This window comes from Corynebacterium sp. ACRPS, from assembly GCF_022346005.1.
Taxonomy (GTDB): domain Bacteria; phylum Actinomycetota; class Actinomycetes; order Mycobacteriales; family Mycobacteriaceae; genus Corynebacterium.
Genome location: NZ_JAKRMY010000003.1, coordinates 26,471 through 46,439, shown reverse-complemented (window position 1 = coordinate 46,439; position 19,969 = coordinate 26,471). Strand labels below are relative to the sequence as shown.

Below are 19,969 nucleotides of genomic sequence, written 5' to 3'. Positions count from 1 at the left end.
TCTGGCCAGCGCGCGGATCTGGCGGTACTGTGCGATAATTTGAGCTATGACTAGCCACCTTCTGGTTTCTATCTCCAGTATTTTTGAGGACACTCGGAAGCAGGCTACAAGCTTCCTGTCGGTTCTGGACCGGGAGGAAATTCCCGTCTCCCTGCTCATCGCCCCGCATATTGATGGCAATTGGCACCTGGCCAAGGACAAGGACACTCAACAGTGGCTGAAGGATCAGGCGGCCGCGGGCCGTCCGCTTATCCTCAATGGTTTTGACCAGGCAGTCCAAGGCCGCCGCGCGGAGTTTGCCAACCTTAATTCGCACGAGGCGAAGTTGCGCCTAGCCGGTGCCACCCGGCAGATGGCGCAGATTGGTTTCGAACCCACCATCTTCGCGCCCCCGCGCTGGCGCATGTCTCCCGGAACGTTGCAGGTCCTGCCCAAATTCCCCTTTGAGGCGGCGGCTTCTACCCGCGGCATCCTGGAGGTGCCCACCGGCAAATTCCACCAAGCCCGCAACCTTTCTTTTGGTGAGGGCTTCGGTTCCGCCAAGTGGTGGCGTAAAAACATCATCCGCGCGGCCGAGCGCTCCGCCGAGCGTGGCAATACCGTGCGTCTTTCCGTCTCCGCCCGCAACCTAGATGACCGCAAGGTCATCAAGGACTTTGTAAAGGCAGCCCGCCGCGCCCTCGACGCGGGCGCTACTCCCGCTGATTACAGCATTTACCTGCCGCGTTAGTCCGGTGGAGGCCTCATAGTAGATCACATGAAACGAACAGATGAACTAACAACGCAACAGGCGGCAGACCTTCTGAATGTCTCTCGGCCGCGAGTCATCGAGCTCATGGACGAAGGAGCCCTGGAGGGACATACAGAATACGCCCACCGGCATCTGTATGCCTCCAGCGTGCAGGGCTATAAACGCCAGAGAGACCTTGAGCAGCGTGCTGCTGCAGACGAGCTCGCGGTGCTTTCTGACGAGATGGGCTTATACGAGTAGGCGCTCCTACTTGCTCAGGCCGTTGATGAAGTCCTTCGCCTGCTGGGGGAGCATGCCCCAGATACCAGCGGGGATGATCTTCTGCAGGTTGCCGGTGGCCGCCATGAAGCCGGGGATAGCGAGCAGGCCGGCCAGGATGGCAAAGCCGATAATGGCGCCGGTGCCCCAGGAGCTAGAGCCGAACCCGAAGCCTGGGCCATCGGTGTTGTCGTCCTGGTTGGCATCGTTGCCCTGATCGCCGTCGTCGGTGGATTCATCCTCGCCGAGCGTGAAGCCGACCTTGACGGGGTCGTGGTCAGAGGCACGGAAGGGGGAATCGTCGTAGAAATCTACGGCGTTGTAGTTGCGGCGGGAGTACTCAAAGGCGACGGGCTCGTCGGCGTTGATGTTCCACACTTGGGCATCGTCAAGCGCGCCCGAAGCAACCTCATTGGCTAGGACGTGGTCCAAGGTGCCGAGCAGGCCGCCGAACTGGTAGGAGGTATCGGCGCCGTACTTTTCGGCAGGCACGGTAAAGCCATCATTGCGGAAGACATCGAGCGCGGTTTCATGGGTGTAGGTATTGAAATCACCCAGGGCGAAAAGCGGCTTATCTTTCCAATCGTCCTGCTTGTGCAGGGCATCGAGCACGGCCTGGGCTTGGGCATTGCGGACGTTGGGGTTATTGCCCTGGCCATCGCCGGAATCCTCATCGCCCTTGGCCACCGAGCCCTTGGACTTGAAGTGGTTGGCCACGGCGACGAAGGACTCGTCATCGCTATTGAGCGGCTGGAATTCCTGGGCCAGCGGCTCGCGGGCGGTGCCGGAAAAGCGCGGATCCTGGAAGATGCGGGATTCGCCCACGGGCTTGACCACGTCCTTGTGATAAATGAACGCAGTGCGGATGACATCGGGGTGCTCAGGGACCTGTTCCTTGGACGGGGAGGGCACGAAGGCCCACTTCTCGGAGCCCGCGGCCTCGTTGAGTTTTTCGGTCAGGCGTTTCAGTGCCTTATCGCGCTGGTTAAAGTCCCCGGTGACGGCGTAGCCATCTTCGATTTCGGAAAGGCCGATGACATCGGCATCGAGGCCATTGATGGCGGCGACGATCTTGCGCTCTTGGTCCTTTAAGGCGGATTCGGTATAGGCGCCGCGGGTCTTGCCGCGGTTGACGGTGACCTTATTTCCTTCGCGGTCGGTATAGGCGCTGCCGCCGAATTCCTCGCCCAGGGAGGTGAAGTAATTCAGCACGTTGAAGGCGCCGATGGTGTATTCGCCCTTGACGTCATCAACGGCGTGCAGCTCCGCATCGCGGGATTCTTCCCAGGAGATGGGGAGATCGGCGCTAGCGGACTCACCTGTGACCGGCTCGGTGGGCTGGAAGCGCCACTGATCGTGGGAGTAGCCCACGATGACTGGGTGCTGGAATTCCACGGTATCGGTGGTGCGCAGGGACTTGATGGTCTTGCCGCCATCTTGGGCGATATAGGGCAGTGGGGTGTCCTTATCGGTCCTTAAATAATCGCGGGTGCGGCCATCATCTAAGGTAACGAGCTTTTCCGCGTTGTCCTTGGCCAGTTTTTGCAGATCGGAATTGGGGTCGGTGGAAGGGGAGTGGACATCGGAAGGCTGGCGGAAGGCCTCATCGCCCGGGGCGAGGCCGACCTCGCCGTATTGGTTGAGCGAGTAGTTATTGGTCACGGTGTGCGTGCCGGGCTGGATGAGCATGTGCTCAAAGGACTCGCGGGCGCTGTCGCCCTGGGGCAGCTCATCCACGGCGAGCGGGGTGACCTCCTCCAGCGCGGTATCGAGCTGCTTGAGGGAAGAAGCGCTGACCTGGGTGGCGCCGTAATACTCGGAAACCTGGCCGGTGACCTCTACGGAATCACCGATGCTGGGGTATTTATCGGCGCCCTTTTTACCCATGTGGACAAATAGCGCCTGGGAGGCATCGGTGGCTTCTTTGCCGGTGCCGCCGGTCTGGATGGTAAAGCCGTTGAGCCCGCCCTCGCTCCACACGCCGGTGACAACGCCCTGGGTAGCAACGTTTTGGCCCTCGAGCGGGGAGGTATCGCCGGGGCCTTGGATTTCCGCAATCGGGGTTATGCCTTCGGGCGCGGGAAGATTCTCAGAACCTGCGGAATTATCGGAGCCACCCGGCTGCGGGGCCGGGGACTCGTTGCCAGAGTTGGTAGGAGACGGTGCACCGATGGTGAAGTCTGCGGAGTTGTCATCGGTATCGGCGCCCGCCGCGTTGCGGAAAGCAGAGGTGTCATTAGACAGCGAGCCCGTGGGAGCTCCTTCAGACTTGGAGGCGGCGCCGTAACCTACGAGGTCAATGGTGTTGCCGGTGGCATCGGCAAGCTGCACCGAGCCTTTCGTGCCGGACATATTGACCTTGCCTTGCGCATCCGGGGTGGGAAGAGCCTGGGCCTGACCATTGCCGGCCGCACCCTGCACCAGGTAGTAACCGTGGGGAGCAATGGTGCCAGACAGGGTTATCTTGCCGCCGCTACTGCCGTTGGAGGCGAAGTACTCCACGGACCAGCCGGTGAGATCGATTGCAGCATCGGTGGGGTTATAAAGCTCGATGAAATCATTGGAAAAGCTCGCACCCTTATTTCCGCCACCGCCGTAGACCTCAGAGATGACCGCGGCGGAATTATCCGGGGCGGCCAAGGCGGTAGGCACCGCGACGGATAGGGAGAGGGTGGAGAAACTGGCAGCGAGGGCTACCCTGCCAAGGCGGCGAAGAGCCATAGAAGTCACCTTAATCATAGAGAAAGTTGTCATGGACGCCTTTTATTTTTACTCGCTGAACAATCGGTGTACCCAGGGTCGCAATCGGTGGGGTGTGTGCGAGCAGGCGGTGAAACCTGGGTGCCGCGCAAAATTCGTTTTCCTGTTGGTCGTAATTTACGCGGAGTTTGCATTACCGGGGTGAAAACCCTGCAGTGGGGGTATATCTAGGGATTGGGCGGGGGTATGACTACACTGAATCGGGCAGACCTAAGCCCCATACAGTAAGGCAAAAATTTCATGGCTCGTGTAGTTGTCAATGTCATGCCCAAGGCGGAAATTCTGGATCCGCAGGGCCAAGCTGTCGTCCGCGCATTGGGTCGCATCGGAGTATCCGGTGTCAGCGATGTGCGCCAAGGAAAGCGCTTCGAACTCGAGGTAGATGATTCCGTTACCGCAGAGGAACTGGATAAGGTGGCAGAAACGCTGCTGGCTAATACCGTCATCGAGGACTACGAGGTTACGCAGCTGGAGGTCAAGTAAGTGACCGCAAAAATCGGAGTAATCACCTTCCCCGGCACCCTGGATGATGTGGATGCCGCCCGCGCGGCCCGCACCGCCGGCGCCGAGGTCATTAACCTCTGGCACGCAGATGCTGATCTGCGCGGCGTGGACGCGGTAGTCGTGCCGGGCGGTTTTTCCTATGGTGACTACCTGCGCTCGGGCGCTATTTCGGCGCTCGCCCCCGTCATGCGCAGCGTCATCGACCGCGCCAAGGCGGGAATGCCGGTGCTCGGCATTTGCAATGGTTTCCAAATCTTGACTGAAGCAGGCCTCTTACCGGGCGCATTGACTCGGAATAAGGGCCTGCATTTTCATTGCACCGATACTTACCTGGAGGTGGAGCACTCCACCACGGCCTGGACCAGCGAGTTTGAAAAGGGCCAAAAGATTTTGGTGCCCGCCAAGCACGGTGAGGGCCGCTTCCAAGCAGGCGATGACGATATCGCCCGCATCGAGGGCGAAGGCCGCGTGGTCTTCCGCTATACCGATAATTACAACGGCTCCATCAATGGCATTGCTGGGGTAAGCGATGAGACCGGCCGGATTGTGGGCCTCATGCCGCACCCCGAGCACGCCATTGACCCGCTGACCGGCCCATCCACCGACGGATTGGGACTATTCGTATCCGCCATCAAGGCCGTCGCGGAAGCGCCGGCGGTTTAAGGAGGCCACCTACATGACCGTTTCTAATGACACCGTAGACAAGGCGCAGTCCACCCCGGATGAGCAGCAGCCGTACGTTGAGCTCGGCCTGAAGGATGACGAATACCAGCGCATCCACGATATTCTGGGCCGGCGCCCCACCGACGCGGAGCTGACCATGTACTCCGTGATGTGGTCCGAGCACTGCTCCTATAAGTCCTCCAAGACGCACCTGCGCTACTTTGGTGAGACCATGACGGAGGAGATGGGGGAGAAGATCCTGGCCGGCATTGGTGAAAACGCCGGCGTGGTGGACATCGGTGATGGCAACGCGGTGACCTTCCGCGTGGAATCGCACAACCACCCTTCCTATGTGGAGCCCTACCAGGGCGCGGCGACCGGCGTGGGCGGCATCGTCCGCGACATCATGGCCATGGGGGCCCGCCCCATCGCCGTGATGGATCAGCTACGCTTTGGGCCTGCCGATGCCCCCGATACCAAACGCGTGCTACCCGGCGTCGTCTCCGGCGTGGGCGGCTACGGCAACTCCTTGGGCCTGCCCAATATTGGCGGCGAGACCGTCTTTGATGAAACCTATGCCGGTAACCCGCTGGTCAACGCCCTGTGTGTGGGCACCCTCAAGGTCGATGACCTGAAACTCGCCTTCGCCTCCGGCAAGGGTAATAAGGTCATGCTCTTTGGCTCCCGCACCGGCCTGGACGGCATCGGCGGTGTATCCGTGCTGGCCTCCGATACCTTTGAAGACGGCGCGGAGCGCAAGCTGCCGGCCGTGCAGGTGGGCGACCCCTTCGCGGAAAAGGTGCTTATCGAATGCTGCCTGGACCTCTACCACGCCGGCGTTGTGGTGGGCATCCAGGATTTGGGCGGCGCTGGCCTGGCCTGTGCCACCTCTGAGCTGGCAGCTTCCGGCGATGGCGGCATGGAGGTCAACCTCGATGCGGTACCGCTGCGCGCGGAAAACATGACCGCAGCGGAAATCCTTGCCTCCGAGTCCCAGGAGCGCATGTGCGCCGTCGTGGCACCGGAAAACGTGGAGAAGTTCCGCGAAATCTGCGAGCACTGGGAGGTCACCTGCGCCGAAATCGGTGAGGTTACTGAAGGTGACCACTTGGTCATCCGCCACCAGGGTGAGGTCGTCGTCGATGCGCCGGCTGGCACCATCGCGGATGAAGCACCCGTTTACGAGCGACCCTACGCCCGCCCCGAGTGGCAGGATGAGCTGCAGAAATACCAGGGCACGGACAAGCGCGGCCTGGTGGAATCCCTGCAAAAGCTCATTTCCTCGCCTTCGTTGTGCTCGCGCGATTTCATCATGAATCAGTATGACCGCTACGTGCGCGGCAATACCGTCCAGTCCCACCACGCGGATGCGGGTGTGCTGCGCATTGATGAGGAGACCGGCCGCGGTGTCGCCGTTTCCGCCGATGCTTCCGGCCGCTACACCAAGTTGGACCCGAACATGGGCGCGCGCCTGGCCTTGGCGGAGGCCTACCGCAACGTCGCGGTCACCGGCGCCAAGCCCGTTGCGATTACCAACTGCCTGAACTACGGTTCGCCGGAAAACCCGGACGTGATGTGGCAGTTCCGCGAATCGGTGCATGGGCTTGCCGATGCCGCCGTGGAACTCTCCATCCCCGTCTCCGGCGGCAACGTCTCCTTCTACAACCAGACCGGTTCCGAGCCCATCCTGCCCACCCCGGTCGTGGGCGTGCTCGGCGTTATCGACGATGTACACCAAGCCATTAGCAATAACTTGGGCACCGTCAATGAGAAGGAAGTCCTCATCGCCTTGGGTGAGACCAAGGATGAGTTTGGCGGTTCCATTTGGCAGCTGGTGAGCGCCGAGGGCGCCGATAAGGACAGCCTCAACGGCTTGCCGCCGCAGGTGGACATGGCCAATGAGAAGCGCCTCGCGGATTTCTTCGACGGCAACGATTTGCTCACCGCCGCGCACGATGTCTCCGAGGGTGGCCTGGCCGTTGCCGCCTTTGAGATGGCCAAGCGTGCCGGTGCGCCTGTCGATGCCGCCGGCCTAGGCCTCGACCTCGATCTCACCGCCGTGCACGAGGACGCCTTCACCGCGGCCTTCTCCGAGTCCGCTTCCCGCGCGCTCGTGGCCACCACCGCTGACCGCGCCGATAAGGTGCTCGCCCGTGCCGCTGAGCTTGGCATTCCAGCAGCCATCGTGGGTGAGACCACCGAAACTGGTGCACTTACCTTGGGTGGCGAATCCGTGGCCATCTCTCAGTTGGTTGAGGCATGGTCTGCTACCTTGCCTGACCTCTTCGGTCACGCCGTGGGCGCTAACTCCGTTGTGGAGTAAGCCAGCCCCTGTCACCGCTTAGCTCAAGCCCGGCTTTGGCCGGGCTTGAGGAGCGTTTAGACTATCTTCGATGATCGGGGTCGCTGCCCAATGAGCATCGCCCTTTCTCTCTGTCTCGAATCGTAATTTTTATATTAGGAGTCCCATGAGCGCGCATTCCCGCCATCAAGCCTCCGCGCCCGCAACAACAGTGCTGCGGTGGTACCACCATGGTATTGGGCTGGTATTTGGCCTCGTGGTTGCCGTAATTTCCGCCGGAAAACTGAATTACGGTGACTGGGGTGCGCTATGGATTGCTGGATTGCTCGTCCGCGATGGAAATCGGGAGCATTTATATAGGATCGATGAACGCGATTTCGCACTGCCACGTGGTGATGTGTGGTTAGACACCATCGCCCACTCTGATGTCACTGAGTTCCCGCACCCTTATGTTCACGTCCCATTTCTCGCGGATGTGATGAGCTTGGTCGTGCGGGTCATGAGTTTTGATGTCTCCGTGATATTGCTCGCGATTGCTTCCGGTTGGGCGCTGGTGGTGTTGATAGTCTCCGCCTGGTTCTTGTGGTTTGAGGAAGAGATAGCGACCATTACCTTGCTTTTCGGAATCCTCTTGGGCTGGGCATCGATAGCTTTTCAATCATCGTTATTTCTTGGCCAGACGAGCCCACTGATTTTTGCGGGCGTTGCATACGGCCTTGCTGCTGCTCGCGTGCACCCAGTACGCGCAGGAATTGCACTAGGACTTGTATCTGCAGTAAAGCTAACCCCCATTATCCTCGTGCTCATCTGTGTGGTCTTTCCGCGGGCGCGCAAAGCGGGATTGGTAGCACTTGGGACAGGAGCCGTTGCTGTACTCTACTCAATCGTCGTTTCTGGCTGGGACGTGTTTACCTCTTGGTGGGATACCCTGCAGGACATCAAGGCGGCAATAATGGTCGCTCCTGTCAACGGGTCGATTGCTTCCCAACTGAGCACCAACCGCGTTGAAGATGACAGCATTCTTGTCACCATCGTTCATGATCCTTCACTGGCTGCCAGCCTTATTCCGCCTTTTGTAACCCTGGCATTAATTGCGCTGGTTATTGTTACCGCTTTACGCTCACAGGAGCCGTGGCGCATTGCTGCCGTCGGCATCTTTACGGTTCTCACGGCTACCGGCAATATCTTGTGGGATCATTACGTCTTGTGCGCCGTATTGCCACTGCTAGGCGTTCTGGCACGCGGGCAGAATCGCATCATTTATGTTGTGCCGGTCTTAGGTCTCTTCTTGTTCCCACCGCTGGCCAGGGCAGATTCTGAAATGTGGTTGTCATGGTCCTCGTTGATTGTCTTGGTGGGCTTTGTAATCGCACTGTGCATCGCGGAGCTAAGCCGAAAGGACGCCTTGCCTCTGCGGGATCGCCGCCTTTCCTTCAAAAAGGCGAGTTAGTAAGCGGCTTTTCTCCACTAAAGCCACCACCGCGCCTCTCCGGAACCGAGGACTTGAAGATCGTTGCTCGGCCGCTATCCACCCAATGATTCTGGTACCCACTCAGTGATGATGTATGCCCACGGCCGGTCATATGGTGCTGAACGCGCTTGCCGATGCCGCCGACCTCGACCTCGATTTCGATCTCTCCGCCGTGCACGAGGGCGCCGCCATCGCGGCCATCGTGGGTGAGACCACCGAAACCGGCGCGCTTACTTTGGGCCGTGAATCCGTGGCCATCTCCCAGCTGGTTGAAGCATGGTTCTCCACCTTGCCTGAGCTCTTCGGCTACGCCGTCGTGGGCGCTAATTCTGTTGCGGAGTAAGCCAGCCTCTGGCATCGCCTAGCTCAAGCCCGGCTTCAGCCGGGCTTTTTGCCTTCAAGGCTGTGCAACGTAGGTACTCAATCCGTCTTTACTTGTATCCCTCAGGTTGATACAAGTAAAGAAGGAGGTTAAGGGTAGAGGGGTTCGGTGTCGAAATGAAAGCTGTAGAAATTCTGGCGCAGCTAGAATCCTTAGCAGCAAATCAGTGGGGCATTATCACTACGGCTCAGGCTCAACGCGAAGGTATTTCTCGCCTCCACATAAATCGCTTGGCAGGGAGCGAGATTCTAACGCGCGCACGCAGGGGCATCTACTTTCTTCCCTCAGTTCAGCTTGGTCCATTAACGGATGTCAGGGAAGCCTGGATATCCCTTGAACCAAACCTATTTGCGGTAGAACGTATAGACGCCGACAATAAGATCGTTGTGTCTCATGCGTCCGCAGCACTTATCCATAGCATTGGTGATTTGATTCCGAATACACAGACTTTCTCGGCTTCCTTGCGGAAACAAACCAGTCAGAATGATATCCACATTTATGACGATCGAGAGATAGAAGTCGGGGATATAGAAAATATCGACGGATCGCCCGTAACCTCAGTAGAAAAGACGGTGGAGGACTTGGCCTCCCAAATAATGGAATTCAATTATTTGGCGACTCTCGTCGTGGACTCCTTGCGAAAAGAAGGCGTTCGATTAAAGAGCTTGGCAAAGCGGCTGAACCCAGTGTCAGCAGCTTATGGATTCAATTCTGGTAAAGATCTTTTGGCTGCGTGTTGGGAAGAAGCGGGGGCTGACGAAGATAATGAAGAGCTCCGAGATCGCTTCTTTATCAGCGCGGGCACTGGTGTGGAGACAAGGAGTTTTAGAGACTCTCGTTAGCCGCAGAGTGCAGTGAAACGTCATAGAAGAAAATACGCCCACTGGAGCTGCAATCTCCACCACGCATTCCCAGAAACTAGGACTACCGTTGCCGGTATGAAGATCGTTGCCCGGCTGTTATCCGTCCCGCTTGCGCTTGTAGCTTTCCTCGCGCTGTGGCTTGCGGTGGCGCCGTTTACGCCGCATATTCCGTATTGGGGCGCGGGTGCGCTCATTGGCCCGCAGTATATCGGGCCGGTGGTTATCTTTTCCCTTATTCTCCTGGTCCTTGCGGTGCTAGGAGGATTCGCCTCCCGCAGCTTCTACGTGCCAGGGGGCATTCGCGGCGATTGCCCTCACTGCCGGGCTTGTGCTTTTCGGCACGCAGATTCACGCCGCGAAGGGGCAGGGTACCGAGGTGGATATTCCCGCTGCCTTTAGCTGGGCCGGGGTGGAAAGCACCAACGAGGGCCCCGACCATACGGTGGCCTACGATTCCTTCCACGGCGACGATCTAGATATGGATATCTACACGCCACAAGAAAGTGGGCCCCACCCAGTCATGATGTATGTCCACGGCGGCGGCTGGGACCAGATGACTAAGCGCTCTCAGGCTTTCAATATGCGGCAGATGGCCCAGCGCGGTTACCTCGTATTATCTATTGACTACACGTTGTCTAGCTGGGAACAGCCCACGTGGAAGGTCGCGGCGGGGCAGGTGGGCTGCGCGATGAACTGGGTCAACGCCCATGCCGCAGATTATGGCGGCGACCCGGAGCGCTTCTTTACCTATGGTGAATCCGCCGGTGGGCAGTTGGTCCTGAACGCGACTGCCGATGCCGCCGCACACCCCACCCAGCTGCCTTCCACCGACTGTCCCGGCACGCCGGCTGTTCCCAGCGCCGTCTATGCGGATTCACCGGCCTTGGATGTGCGTCACATTTATGATTCTGACGACCCCTATGCCGGGCAGGGCTCCCGCGATACCGTGGAGAAATACCTGGGTGGAACGCCTAAGGAATATCCAGACCGCGCGGACTTCGTGACTTCAGCTACGCATCTGACCTCGGATATGCCGCCTATCATGATCGTGCGTAGTGACCACGACCGCCTTGTTCCACCGGAAAGCTATGATGATTTCCGCCGCTTAGCGCACCAGAAAGGCATCGAGCTTAGCGAGTATGTGCGTCCGCACGCCGATCATGCTTCCGCCCTTAGCGCGCACGGGGTGTGGAACCAGCATCTTCTCCAGGCGATGCCCGCGTTTTTCAGCGAGCACGACCCGAAGAAACAATGATTGGTTGGTAAACCTTGGTTTCGTGTTTAGGCCGCCTGAAGGGAAGAGTGCCCGTGGTTCAGATTGCTGACCTTGATGGCTCCAAAAGCTGCCCAGGTGACGTGGAGGAGGAGCAGAATTAGCAGGGCGGCGCTGACGGTATTCATCCACCCCATACCCCACTCGAGCGCGGCGGGTTGCGTGGATAAGGTCTGTGTACCGAGGCAGCAGGTGCCCACGGGGAAGGTGCTGGCCCACCACGTGGGGTTATAGGACATTGGGGTGTTACCAAGGGTTGTTCCCCAATGCTTGATAATTGCATAGATCGATAGAGGGACACCGACGCTGAGCATCGCGACACCGTAGACCATGGCGCGGAAGTGCCATTGGTCGCCGGCGAGTAGCTGGGCTGCCGCGGTGGATTGGCCGACAAGACCCAGTGGGATCCAGGTGGTGGCAGCCAAGCTAGTGGGAACCGTGGGAAAGGTTCGCCGATAAACGAGGACGAACATGGGCAGTCCTGTGACCAAAGCCAGGAAAAAGCAGAACACGCCAATACCGTGGACAATCCAACCCCACTCACCTGCATGCGGTGCCAGCTGCGCCGAGGAAGTTGCAGTAACCATGGGCGCTACTAGTGGCAGTCCCCAGGTAAACGCCGGAGAGTCGGGGCGTTCAAGGATAAGGAGCTTTAGATACTTTATACAGGTAATTACGCTAAGAGCGCCTCCTATTGCCCAACACACTGTGTGGATCAGCCAGGCATCCAAGATGAGGGAGTAGGCACTACCCAAAGCCAGGATGCCCATGGAGACCATGCCCCACGCAGGCATGGCTTTGGCGTTAAACCCTGGCTTACGGTACTTAATGAAACTTATTGAGAGCGCTAGGGCGACAAGCGTTGCGACGCCGAGCATGATTTCTGCGGGAAGGTGGCCCAGGGTTGGGCTCAGGTGAGCATCGATGAGAGACGAGGAGATTCCGAGCCCCATTACTGCTCCGGCCCAGCCAGGACCCAGCGGAGGAAGTTCTATTTCATTGCGAACCTTTAACATATTTTTCAGGTTAGGCACTGCTTGATGTGCGCGGGAGAGCGCATAATCCGAACGGGGTTACAATAAATGAATGTACCCCTCACGAGAAGATGGTAACGATGGATTCTCTCCCGTTCGACGCAGCTACGTTCCCGATGCTTTCACAGTTGATGCCGTCCTTGCTGTAGCTCGATATGGGGGTATGAACCAGGCTGCGAAACATCTGAATGTCTCCCAACAAACGGTTAGTACGCGCATCGCCAAGTTTGAAAAACGCCTCAATAATCGCATTTTTTGGCGCGGAGCCGCGGGTAGTTCCGTCACAGAAGTGGGCAGCCAAGTCGTCCGTGTACTCGAGGGACTAGAAGGCGCCCTGAACGAATGCGCGCGTGGCCTCGAAACAGCCGTTGGGGTTGGGGTCACCGAAGACATTAACTTGGTGGTTTCTCATACTGTGGCCGAAGTGGACTACCCCCGCTGGGCCGCGGCCTACCAACGCGCTCACCCACATGCTTATCTGCACATGCGCCAGCTCAACAGCCGAGAGGCGCAGCGCCACGTGGTTGAAGGCCAGGCAGAACTAGCGATTGTTGAGGGTCACTGGGTGGCCCACGAACTGCACGAGCGTGTAGTCGGACACGATGAACTCGTGGTTGTTGTCCCCGCAGAACATCGCTGGGCAAAGCCACACAATCACAATCAGCCAGTGATCCCCTCAGCGTCAGCATCGGAAACGAGGGCAGCTCCAGTGACGAAGGAGGAGCTGCAATCCACGCCCTTGGTGCTGCGTGAACAGGGAAGCGGCACACGAGAGGTGGTGGCGGATATTCTGGGAGTGCTCTCCCCGCCGGCAGGGGAGTTCGGGTCTCTGGGAGCTCAACGTACTGCGATAGGAGCTCTGGGGGTGCCGGGGATTATCGCACGGCGAGCGGTGGAGCCACAGTTGGCCACAGGTGAATACGTAGAGGTTCCGGTGGTGGGAATCAGCTTTGACCGGCCGCTACGGGTGGTGTGGAGTGCGCAGAATCGCCTTTCTGATCCGGCCCAACAGTTTTTGCGCTTCCTTGTGGACTATGCGGGTGGGCGCGGAGACTAAAACACCCAAAGATTCAAAATATATCCAGCTCTGCGTAATCAGTCTCCGTACACAAACGGGCTGAAGCACTTGAGCCAGTCATTTCATCGGGATACAGCTAGCGAAATGCAGCAATAGCGAAGGAAACCTGAAGCACCGTCAGGCATAATACTTCTATGTCAAAGTTCTCTGAGGTCCTGGAACAGCTGCGCGAAAACCAACCAAAGGCGAAGTATGGCATCGCTTTTGAAAAGCTGATGGTCAACTATTTTCAGACTGATCCCACTCTCAAAGCACAGTTTGATGAGGTCAGCCGGTGGATTGACTGGCGCTATAACGGCGGCAAGGCCGATACCGGAATTGACTTGGTGGCCCGCCGCCGCGATGACGGGACGTGGACCGCTATCCAGTGCAAGTTCTATGCGTCCACCGCGCGCATCCAGAAATCGCACTTGGATTCCTTCTTTGAGGCCTCGGGGCATTCCTTTGAAACGGAACATGGCCGCGAGCACTTCGGTAGCCGGATGATCATTTCCACCACGGATCACTGGTCCTCGCACGCCGAGGAAGCATTGGCCAACCAGATTATCCCCACCAGCCGCATTGGTATTTCTGCCATCGCAGAATCGCCCATTAACTGGGACGTCGCCTTTCCAGGCTCCGAGGTGCAGGATAAAAACATTCAAATCAACCTCTCGCAGCGCAAGACCTTCGAGCCGCGCCCGCACCAGCAAACGGCTATCGACAGGGCCATCGAGGGATTTCAGACGCATGACCGCGGCAAGCTCATCATGGCTTGCGGTACCGGCAAGACGTTTACTGCGCTGCGCCTCGCAGAGCGCGTGGCCGAAGATAGGGGAGGCAAGGCGCGCATCCTGTTCCTGGTTCCTTCTATCTCGCTGCTTTCGCAGACGTTGAAGGAATGGACGGCGCAGGGGCGCCTCGATATGCGCGCCTTCGCGGTGTGTTCGGATTCGAAGGTATCCAAGAAAGCCGAAGACATTGCGGTCTATGACTTGGAAGTTCCCGTCTCTACTGAGGGCGCGGATATTGCGCGGCGTTTTGAGTCTGGAAAACGCGCCAAGGGGCTCAGTATTGTCTTTTCCACCTATCAATCCTTGCCGGCAGTGCACGAGGCACAGCAGCACGGCCTAGATGAGTTTGACCTCGTCATTTGCGATGAGGCCCACCGCACCACCGGCATCACCCTGGCCGGCGAGGACTCCAGCAACTTCGTGCGCGTGCACGATGCGAACTACATCAAGGCTGCCAAGCGTTTGTACATGACTGCAACGCCGCGGCTTTTCGATGACGCCGTGAAAGGCAAGGCCGCCGAGCACTCTGCTGAGCTGACCTCTATGGACGATGAGGGTATTTATGGCCCCGAGTTCTACCGGTTGGGCTTTGGCGAGGCCGTGGATAAGGGCCTGCTTACGGATTACAAGGTCTTGGTCATGACCGTCGATGAATCCGTGGCTGCCAACGCCATGGCCCATAGCGAAGACAATCAGATCAACCTCTCGCTCGCCTCCGCGATGATTGGTGCGTGGAATGGCCTGGCCAAGCGCTCTGGTGAGCTGCAAGGAAAGAAGGGTGGATTTGATGAAAACGCCAACCCCATGCAGCGCGCGGTGGCCTTTGCCAAGGATATTAAGACCTCTACCCAGATTGCGGAGAGCTTTCCTTCCCTGATTAGGACTCACCAGGAGCTGCTGAAGGACAAGGCGGTGCTGAATGATGTCTCCTTGACCAACGTTGATCTCCAAGTTGCTGCCCAGCATGTCGATGGCGGCATGAACGCCATGGAGCGCGGCACCAAGTTGTCATGGATCGAATCACCCGCGGCAGAAGACGAAGCCCGGATACTGACGAACGCCCGGTGCCTTTCGGAAGGCGTGGATGTGCCTGCGCTGGACTCGGTGATCTTTTTCAACCCGCGCAATTCCATGGTGGATGTGGTCCAATCCGTGGGCCGTGTAATGCGTAAATCCGCGGGCAAGGACTACGGCTACATCATCTTGCCGGTCGCCGTGGCGCAAGATGTCTCGCCCTCGGAGGCACTCAATGATAACCAGCGCTTCAAGGTGGTCTGGCAGATCCTTAACGCGCTGCGTGCACACGATGATCGCTTTAACGCCAAGATCAATTCCATCGCGCTCAATGGAGCAAACGCCCAAGAAGAACTACCCATTGATGTCAACCATGTCCCTGGAGACAAGGAGAAAAGCGATAAAGAAAAGCTGGAAGATGCAGAACGCACCAAGTCTCCTGAGGCTTTTGAAGATTCTTCTGCGATGACCCAGCAGATTGCCTTGTTCTCTTTGGAGCAATGGCAAGAGGCCATCTACACCAAGCTGGTGGATAAGGTTGGCACCCGCACCTATTGGGAGGACTGGGCCGATGACGTTGCCACTATTGCAGAAAACCAAATCACCCGCATTACCGCACTGGTAGAAAATGCCGACGAAGACCTGCGCCAAGAATTCGATGAGTTCGTTGAGGGTCTGCGCAATAACTTGAACGATGGCATTTCGGCTGATGATGCCATCTCTATGCTCTCGCAGCACCTGATTACTGCACCGGTGTTCAATGCCCTCTTTGAAAACCATGACTTCATTACCCACAACCCAGTAGCCCAGGTCATGGAGAAGATGGTGGCGGCACTATCCAAGGCCAACCTGAACACGGAGACCGAATCGCTGGAGAAATTCTACGAATCCGTGCGCATTCGCGCCTCTGAGGTGACCTCCGCTTCCGGTAAGCAGCAAGTGATTAAGGAACTCTACGAGCGCTTCTTCCGCAAGGCCTTCAAGAAGCAGGCCGAGGCCCTCGGCATTGTTTATACCCCAGTGGAAATTGTGGACTTCATCCTGCGCGCTGCTGATGAGGTGTCCCGTAAGCACTTTGGCAAGGGGCTTAGCGATGAAGGCGTGAGCATCCTCGATCCCTTCGCCGGTACCTCGACATTCATGGTGCGCCTGCTGCAGTCTGGCCTCATCAAACCGGAAGACTTGGCGCGCAAATATGCCAACGAACTATTCGCCACCGAAATCATGCTGCTGGCATACTACGTCTCCGCCGTTAATATCGAGACCACCTACAACGCCCTGCGTGAGGAGGCCGCACAGCGCAACGACGAGCCGGCTCCAGAATATGTACCGTTTACGAATATCGCGCTTGCCGATACCTTCCAGGTCCACGAAGAAGGCGATATTCCAGACCTCAACATTTTCCGCGAAAACAACGCCACCATCGAGCGACAGAAGAACGCGCCCATCAACGTCGTGATTGGCAACCCGCCGTACTCGGCTGGTCAAAAATCCGCGAACGATCTCAATGCCAACCAGAAGTACCCGAGCCTGGATAAACGCATCGCAGATACCTACGCGGCCAAGTCTTCGTCCACCAATAAGAATTCCCTGTACGATTCGTACTTTCGTGCTTTTCGATGGGCTACTGACCGTATCGGTGATCATGGCATCGTTGGTTTTGTGACAAATAATGGTTGGATTGACGGAAACTCTGGCGCCGGAGTTCGTTTGTCTCTGGCAGAGGACTTCACGGATCTCTACGTGTTCAATTTAAGAGGAAATTCACTTGTGGCAGGTAAACAAGCGAAGCGTGAAGGCGGCAATGTCTTTGACATCCGCGTCGGAGTTTCCATTGCTTTAGGAATTAAAGATGAATCCAAGAAAGCCTTTGACTTGTACTACGCTGAGTTACCGGACTATTCATCTAAGGACGAGAAGTTAAGTACGATTAATAATGCATCAATCGATAACCTCATGTGGAGGACTATCAAACCAAATGGAAAGGGTGACTGGTTAAGCCAACGCTCTGAGGAATTCGAGACGTGGCCAGTAATTAGTGAGAAAAAAGGAAATGCAACTAAATTCTTTAGAATTTTCTCAAGGGGACTAGAGTCAGGCAGAGACTCTTGGGTATATTCAACTTCCGAAAAGAAGTTGTCTCAGCAGGTGGACAAGCTTCTCAATACGTATAACCAAGCAGTTACGTACATTTCACAAAATGAATCGACGAGCGATTTTTTTGAGCGCGAACCGAAATACAGTAAACCCGAAAATATAAGTTGGACCTCGACTCTAATTTCAAGACTGAATCGACAGGCCTCAGCCGACAAAGAAATTTCTGCTTTCACCATCGGGGTGTATAGACCATTCACTAAGCAGCATGTGTACTTTGACTCAACTCTGATTCATCGCCGTGGTCAGATTCCTTCAATGTTTCCGACACCAAAACACTCCAACATTGGTTTCTTGCAGCCCGCAGTCGGCGCAAACAAACCGTATACGATGTTCGCAATCGACCAAATACCGGACCTAAACTTTTATGGTTCTGAAGGTTCACAATTCTTTCCCCGTTTTACTTGGGCTCCAGTCGACGTCGAAGATGGTGGACTGTTTAGTAAAGGAGGCGTCGTCGAGCAAAGCGAAGCCAGTGTCTACGGCCAGATCGGAGAGGTCGTTGACGGGTATGTGCGCATGGACAACATTACGGATGAGATTAAGCAGAAGTACCGAGGCGCGTTGAGTGATGACATCTCTGGTGATGACATCTTCCACTTTGTCTATGGCAAATTGCATGATCCTAGCTACCAAACACAGTATGCGGCGGATTTGAAAAGAATGTTGCCACATATTAAAACGCCATCTTCGCGTGCGGAGTTCGATAAGTTTGCCGCGGCCGGCAAAGAGCTGATGGCACTGCACGTGGATTATGAGTCCGTTGAGCCATGGCCGCTGGATATTCAGGTCAAAGGTGATGAATCTGACCGGGAGACCTGGCGCGTCCGCAAGATGAAATGGGCCAAGCGCAAGGACCCAGAAACGGGCAAGAACGTCAACGACGTGACGAAGCTGATTTACAACAAGCAAGTGACCATTTCCGGTATTCCGGCGGAAGCGGACCAGTACATGCTGGGCTCACGCTCTGCGTTAGCGTGGTTGATTGACCGGTACCAGGAAAAAAGGGACAAAGCTTCCGGAATTACGAATGACCCAAACGATTGGGCCGATGAGGTGGGCGACCCGCGCTATATCGTCGAGTTAATTGGCAAGGTTACGCGCGTGGCGATGGAAACCGTGCGAATTGTTGACGGCCTGGAGATTGAGGAATAGGTCTGGTTAACAAGTGGCACAGAGTAAGAGTTCTTTTGAAATTGAAAAGACTATCCATTTAGCTCCGATTGAATCCATTCAGCATGCGCTGGGGGCCAATCACGATATTTGCTCGGGCATCGATGAGCTAGTGGACAATTCCATTGACGCAAAGGCAGAAAACATTTGCATCGTCTTCCATGTTGATGGAAATAAGCTGACCCAAATTGCGGTGCATGATGATGGTCGTGGCATGGATGCGGCAACCATGGAACGTGTCTTAAGGCTGGGAGGGCATGAGTCTCAATCACACAGCAATATCGGCATCTATGGAATGGGCTTAAAGGAAGGTTCGTATGCGAATGCCGATACCGTCACAGTGCTTTCCCGAGTGAAAGGGCAATTTCCAGCAGGCATTCAGTTACACAAGGAAAGCTTCACTGCCGATGTATTAAAACAGCAAGCAACAACTGCGGCGTGGAACCTAAGAGATCGGCTCGTTGATCTCAAGTGAGGTACCTCTATTCTCTGGAATGACCTGACGGGAATTTATGAGGGGAGTGACACGCGGGAAGCTGATGCCTTCTTGTCTGGCACAATTGAGAAACTGCGTCGCCACCTAGGGATCCGCTATCACCGTTTCCTCCAGGACAATCGGGTAAGCATTAAAATTTTTATGCTTTATGACGCATTTGATCCAGTGCCTTCCCCGTCCATCAAACCCATTGACCCATGCGGCTACCGGAAACCAGGTGACCGCTTATATCCCCTACATTTAACTGAACATGGACGAGAAGATGGTCCTGGGGTGACGGCGCACATCTGGAATAACAGGTCCAAGTCGGATGAATTTATCTTAGAGGGCAAGGATGAGCTAGGCCATCAGGGCTTTTACATATATATCGCAGACCGCTTGATTACCCAGGGCGGGTGGTGTGGATTTCAGGAACCCCGAAAAGACTATAAATTGCTCCGGGTGGTCATTGACGATCCACGAGTGATCAATGAGTACATCACTATTAGTCCGCAAAAAGGGTCCGTGAGATTAGGCGAGGGCTTTCACCGATTTGTCGATGGGTTAAGAGCATCTGGAGAGCCGGAAAAGAGTTTTGATGCGGTATGTAGCGATGCCATCGCCGTCCTCCGAAAGTCCAATAAAAAATCTGGCAATCCGGACGTGCTGGCGGAAGCAGGGCAAGGAATTGCTCCGGTCATCAAAGAATTGATTGAGGATGAGGCAAATTTAAAAAAGGGTGACCCGGTCAATGTTGTGTGGGCAGAACTGGAAGGCGATAAGTTCGTAGAGGTTTCTCCGCAGGATAGCACTATCAAGATCAATCGGAAATATCGAAAGATGGTAAACCCCGGCAGGGGCTCGCTCAACGATGCACCATTATTAAAAACGCTTCTATATCTGCTGTTCAATGATGTCGCTACTTCGAAGCAGACTAGAAAATCCAAGGCAAACGCTTCCTTGTGGGCTGAGCTGCTTACGACTGCCGCAAGAGAGCAGGAGCGCCAAGAAAATCTACGCTTAGGGCTCGACTAATTCCCC

Annotated in this window: 15 protein-coding genes; 13 read left to right on the top strand and 2 right to left on the bottom strand. The window is 56.5% G+C overall.

Annotated elements, in window-relative coordinates; all coding sequences use genetic code 11:
• Positions 1–46 precede the first annotated feature (46 nt).
• A complete protein-coding gene (locus MHX65_RS02485) occupies positions 47–730 on the top strand; it encodes a DUF2334 domain-containing protein (RefSeq protein ID WP_023023862.1) in 684 nt (227 codons plus the stop codon).
• 27 nt (positions 731–757) lie between these two features.
• Positions 758–991, top strand: a complete 234-nt coding sequence (locus tag MHX65_RS02480; RefSeq protein WP_023023861.1) for a helix-turn-helix domain-containing protein — start codon at positions 758–760, stop codon at positions 989–991.
• Positions 992–997: 6 nt separating this feature from the next.
• Here MHX65_RS02480 and MHX65_RS02475 read toward each other — a convergent pair whose 3' ends face one another.
• Positions 998–3,730 (bottom strand): ExeM/NucH family extracellular endonuclease, encoded by a 2,733-nt coding sequence (locus tag MHX65_RS02475; RefSeq protein WP_239268544.1) that lies wholly within the window; start codon positions 3,728–3,730, stop codon positions 998–1,000.
• Between the two features lie 279 nt (positions 3,731–4,009).
• Here MHX65_RS02475 and purS point away from each other — a divergent pair, with 279 nt between their 5' ends.
• From purS to MHX65_RS02440, 7 genes are all read left to right on the top strand, one after another.
• Complete coding sequence (gene purS / locus MHX65_RS02470; protein WP_005279580.1) at positions 4,010–4,252, top strand: phosphoribosylformylglycinamidine synthase subunit PurS; 243 nt, start codon at positions 4,010–4,012, stop codon at positions 4,250–4,252.
• Positions 4,253–4,936, top strand: coding sequence for a phosphoribosylformylglycinamidine synthase subunit PurQ (gene purQ / locus MHX65_RS02465; RefSeq protein WP_239268368.1), 684 nt, complete (start codon positions 4,253–4,255; stop codon positions 4,934–4,936).
• Positions 4,937–4,949: 13 nt separating this feature from the next.
• Positions 4,950–7,259: a phosphoribosylformylglycinamidine synthase subunit PurL gene (gene purL / locus MHX65_RS02460; RefSeq protein ID WP_239268366.1), complete on the top strand. Its 2,310-nt coding sequence runs from the start codon at positions 4,950–4,952 to the stop codon at positions 7,257–7,259.
• A 145-nt stretch (positions 7,260–7,404) separates the two neighbouring features.
• Positions 7,405–8,688, top strand: a complete 1,284-nt coding sequence (locus MHX65_RS02455) for a glycosyltransferase family 87 protein (RefSeq protein ID WP_239268364.1) — start codon at positions 7,405–7,407, stop codon at positions 8,686–8,688.
• 115 nt (positions 8,689–8,803) lie between these two features.
• The gene (locus tag MHX65_RS02450; RefSeq protein WP_239268362.1) at positions 8,804–9,052 is read left to right on the top strand and encodes a hypothetical protein; all 249 of its coding nucleotides are present in this window, start codon (positions 8,804–8,806) and stop codon (positions 9,050–9,052) included.
• Positions 9,053–9,207: 155 nt separating this feature from the next.
• Positions 9,208–9,933 (top strand): type IV toxin-antitoxin system AbiEi family antitoxin domain-containing protein, encoded by a 726-nt coding sequence (locus MHX65_RS02445; RefSeq protein WP_239268360.1) that lies wholly within the window; start codon positions 9,208–9,210, stop codon positions 9,931–9,933.
• Between the two features lie 349 nt (positions 9,934–10,282).
• A complete protein-coding gene (locus MHX65_RS02440; RefSeq protein WP_239268357.1) occupies positions 10,283–11,209 on the top strand; it encodes an alpha/beta hydrolase fold domain-containing protein in 927 nt (308 codons plus the stop codon).
• A gap of 26 nt (positions 11,210–11,235) precedes the next feature.
• Here MHX65_RS02440 and MHX65_RS02435 read toward each other — a convergent pair whose 3' ends face one another.
• Positions 11,236–12,243, bottom strand: coding sequence for a TDT family transporter (locus MHX65_RS02435; protein ID WP_239268355.1), 1,008 nt, complete (start codon positions 12,241–12,243; stop codon positions 11,236–11,238).
• A gap of 70 nt (positions 12,244–12,313) precedes the next feature.
• Between MHX65_RS02435 and MHX65_RS02430 the strand changes: the two genes are divergently transcribed.
• The 4 genes from MHX65_RS02430 to MHX65_RS02415 all read left to right on the top strand — a co-directional run bounded on the left by MHX65_RS02430 (position 12,314) and on the right by MHX65_RS02415 (position 19,963).
• The gene (locus MHX65_RS02430; protein WP_255716764.1) at positions 12,314–13,318 is read left to right on the top strand and encodes a LysR family transcriptional regulator; all 1,005 of its coding nucleotides are present in this window, start codon (positions 12,314–12,316) and stop codon (positions 13,316–13,318) included.
• Positions 13,319–13,473: 155 nt separating this feature from the next.
• Positions 13,474–18,435 (top strand): DEAD/DEAH box helicase, encoded by a 4,962-nt coding sequence (locus MHX65_RS02425; RefSeq protein WP_239268350.1) that lies wholly within the window; start codon positions 13,474–13,476, stop codon positions 18,433–18,435.
• 13 nt (positions 18,436–18,448) lie between these two features.
• Positions 18,449–18,928, top strand: a complete 480-nt coding sequence (locus MHX65_RS02420) for an ATP-binding protein (protein ID WP_239268347.1) — start codon at positions 18,449–18,451, stop codon at positions 18,926–18,928.
• 162 nt (positions 18,929–19,090) lie between these two features.
• Positions 19,091–19,963, top strand: coding sequence for a hypothetical protein (locus tag MHX65_RS02415; protein ID WP_239268345.1), 873 nt, complete (start codon positions 19,091–19,093; stop codon positions 19,961–19,963).
• Positions 19,964–19,969 lie beyond the last annotated feature (6 nt).

Excerpts from the sequence above, each read along its gene's own strand:
- MHX65_RS02485 (WP_023023862.1), top strand. The coding sequence starts at position 47 with ATGACTAGCCACCTTCTGGTTTCTATCTCCAGTATTTTTGAGGACACT.
- MHX65_RS02480 (WP_023023861.1), top strand. The coding sequence starts at position 758 with ATGAAACGAACAGATGAACTAACAACGCAACAGGCGGCAGACCTTCTG.
- MHX65_RS02475 (WP_239268544.1), bottom strand. The coding sequence starts at position 3,730 with ATGGCTCTTCGCCGCCTTGGCAGGGTAGCCCTCGCTGCCAGTTTCTCC.
- purS (WP_005279580.1), top strand. The coding sequence starts at position 4,010 with ATGGCTCGTGTAGTTGTCAATGTCATGCCCAAGGCGGAAATTCTGGAT.
- purL (WP_239268366.1), top strand. The coding sequence starts at position 4,950 with ATGACCGTTTCTAATGACACCGTAGACAAGGCGCAGTCCACCCCGGAT.
- MHX65_RS02455 (WP_239268364.1), top strand. The coding sequence starts at position 7,405 with ATGAGCGCGCATTCCCGCCATCAAGCCTCCGCGCCCGCAACAACAGTG.
- MHX65_RS02450 (WP_239268362.1), top strand. The coding sequence starts at position 8,804 with ATGCCCACGGCCGGTCATATGGTGCTGAACGCGCTTGCCGATGCCGCC.
- MHX65_RS02445 (WP_239268360.1), top strand. The coding sequence starts at position 9,208 with ATGAAAGCTGTAGAAATTCTGGCGCAGCTAGAATCCTTAGCAGCAAAT.
- MHX65_RS02435 (WP_239268355.1), bottom strand. The coding sequence starts at position 12,243 with ATGTTAAAGGTTCGCAATGAAATAGAACTTCCTCCGCTGGGTCCTGGC.
- MHX65_RS02430 (WP_255716764.1), top strand. The coding sequence starts at position 12,314 with ATGTACCCCTCACGAGAAGATGGTAACGATGGATTCTCTCCCGTTCGA.
- MHX65_RS02425 (WP_239268350.1), top strand. The coding sequence starts at position 13,474 with ATGTCAAAGTTCTCTGAGGTCCTGGAACAGCTGCGCGAAAACCAACCA.
- MHX65_RS02415 (WP_239268345.1), top strand. The coding sequence starts at position 19,091 with ATGCTTTATGACGCATTTGATCCAGTGCCTTCCCCGTCCATCAAACCC.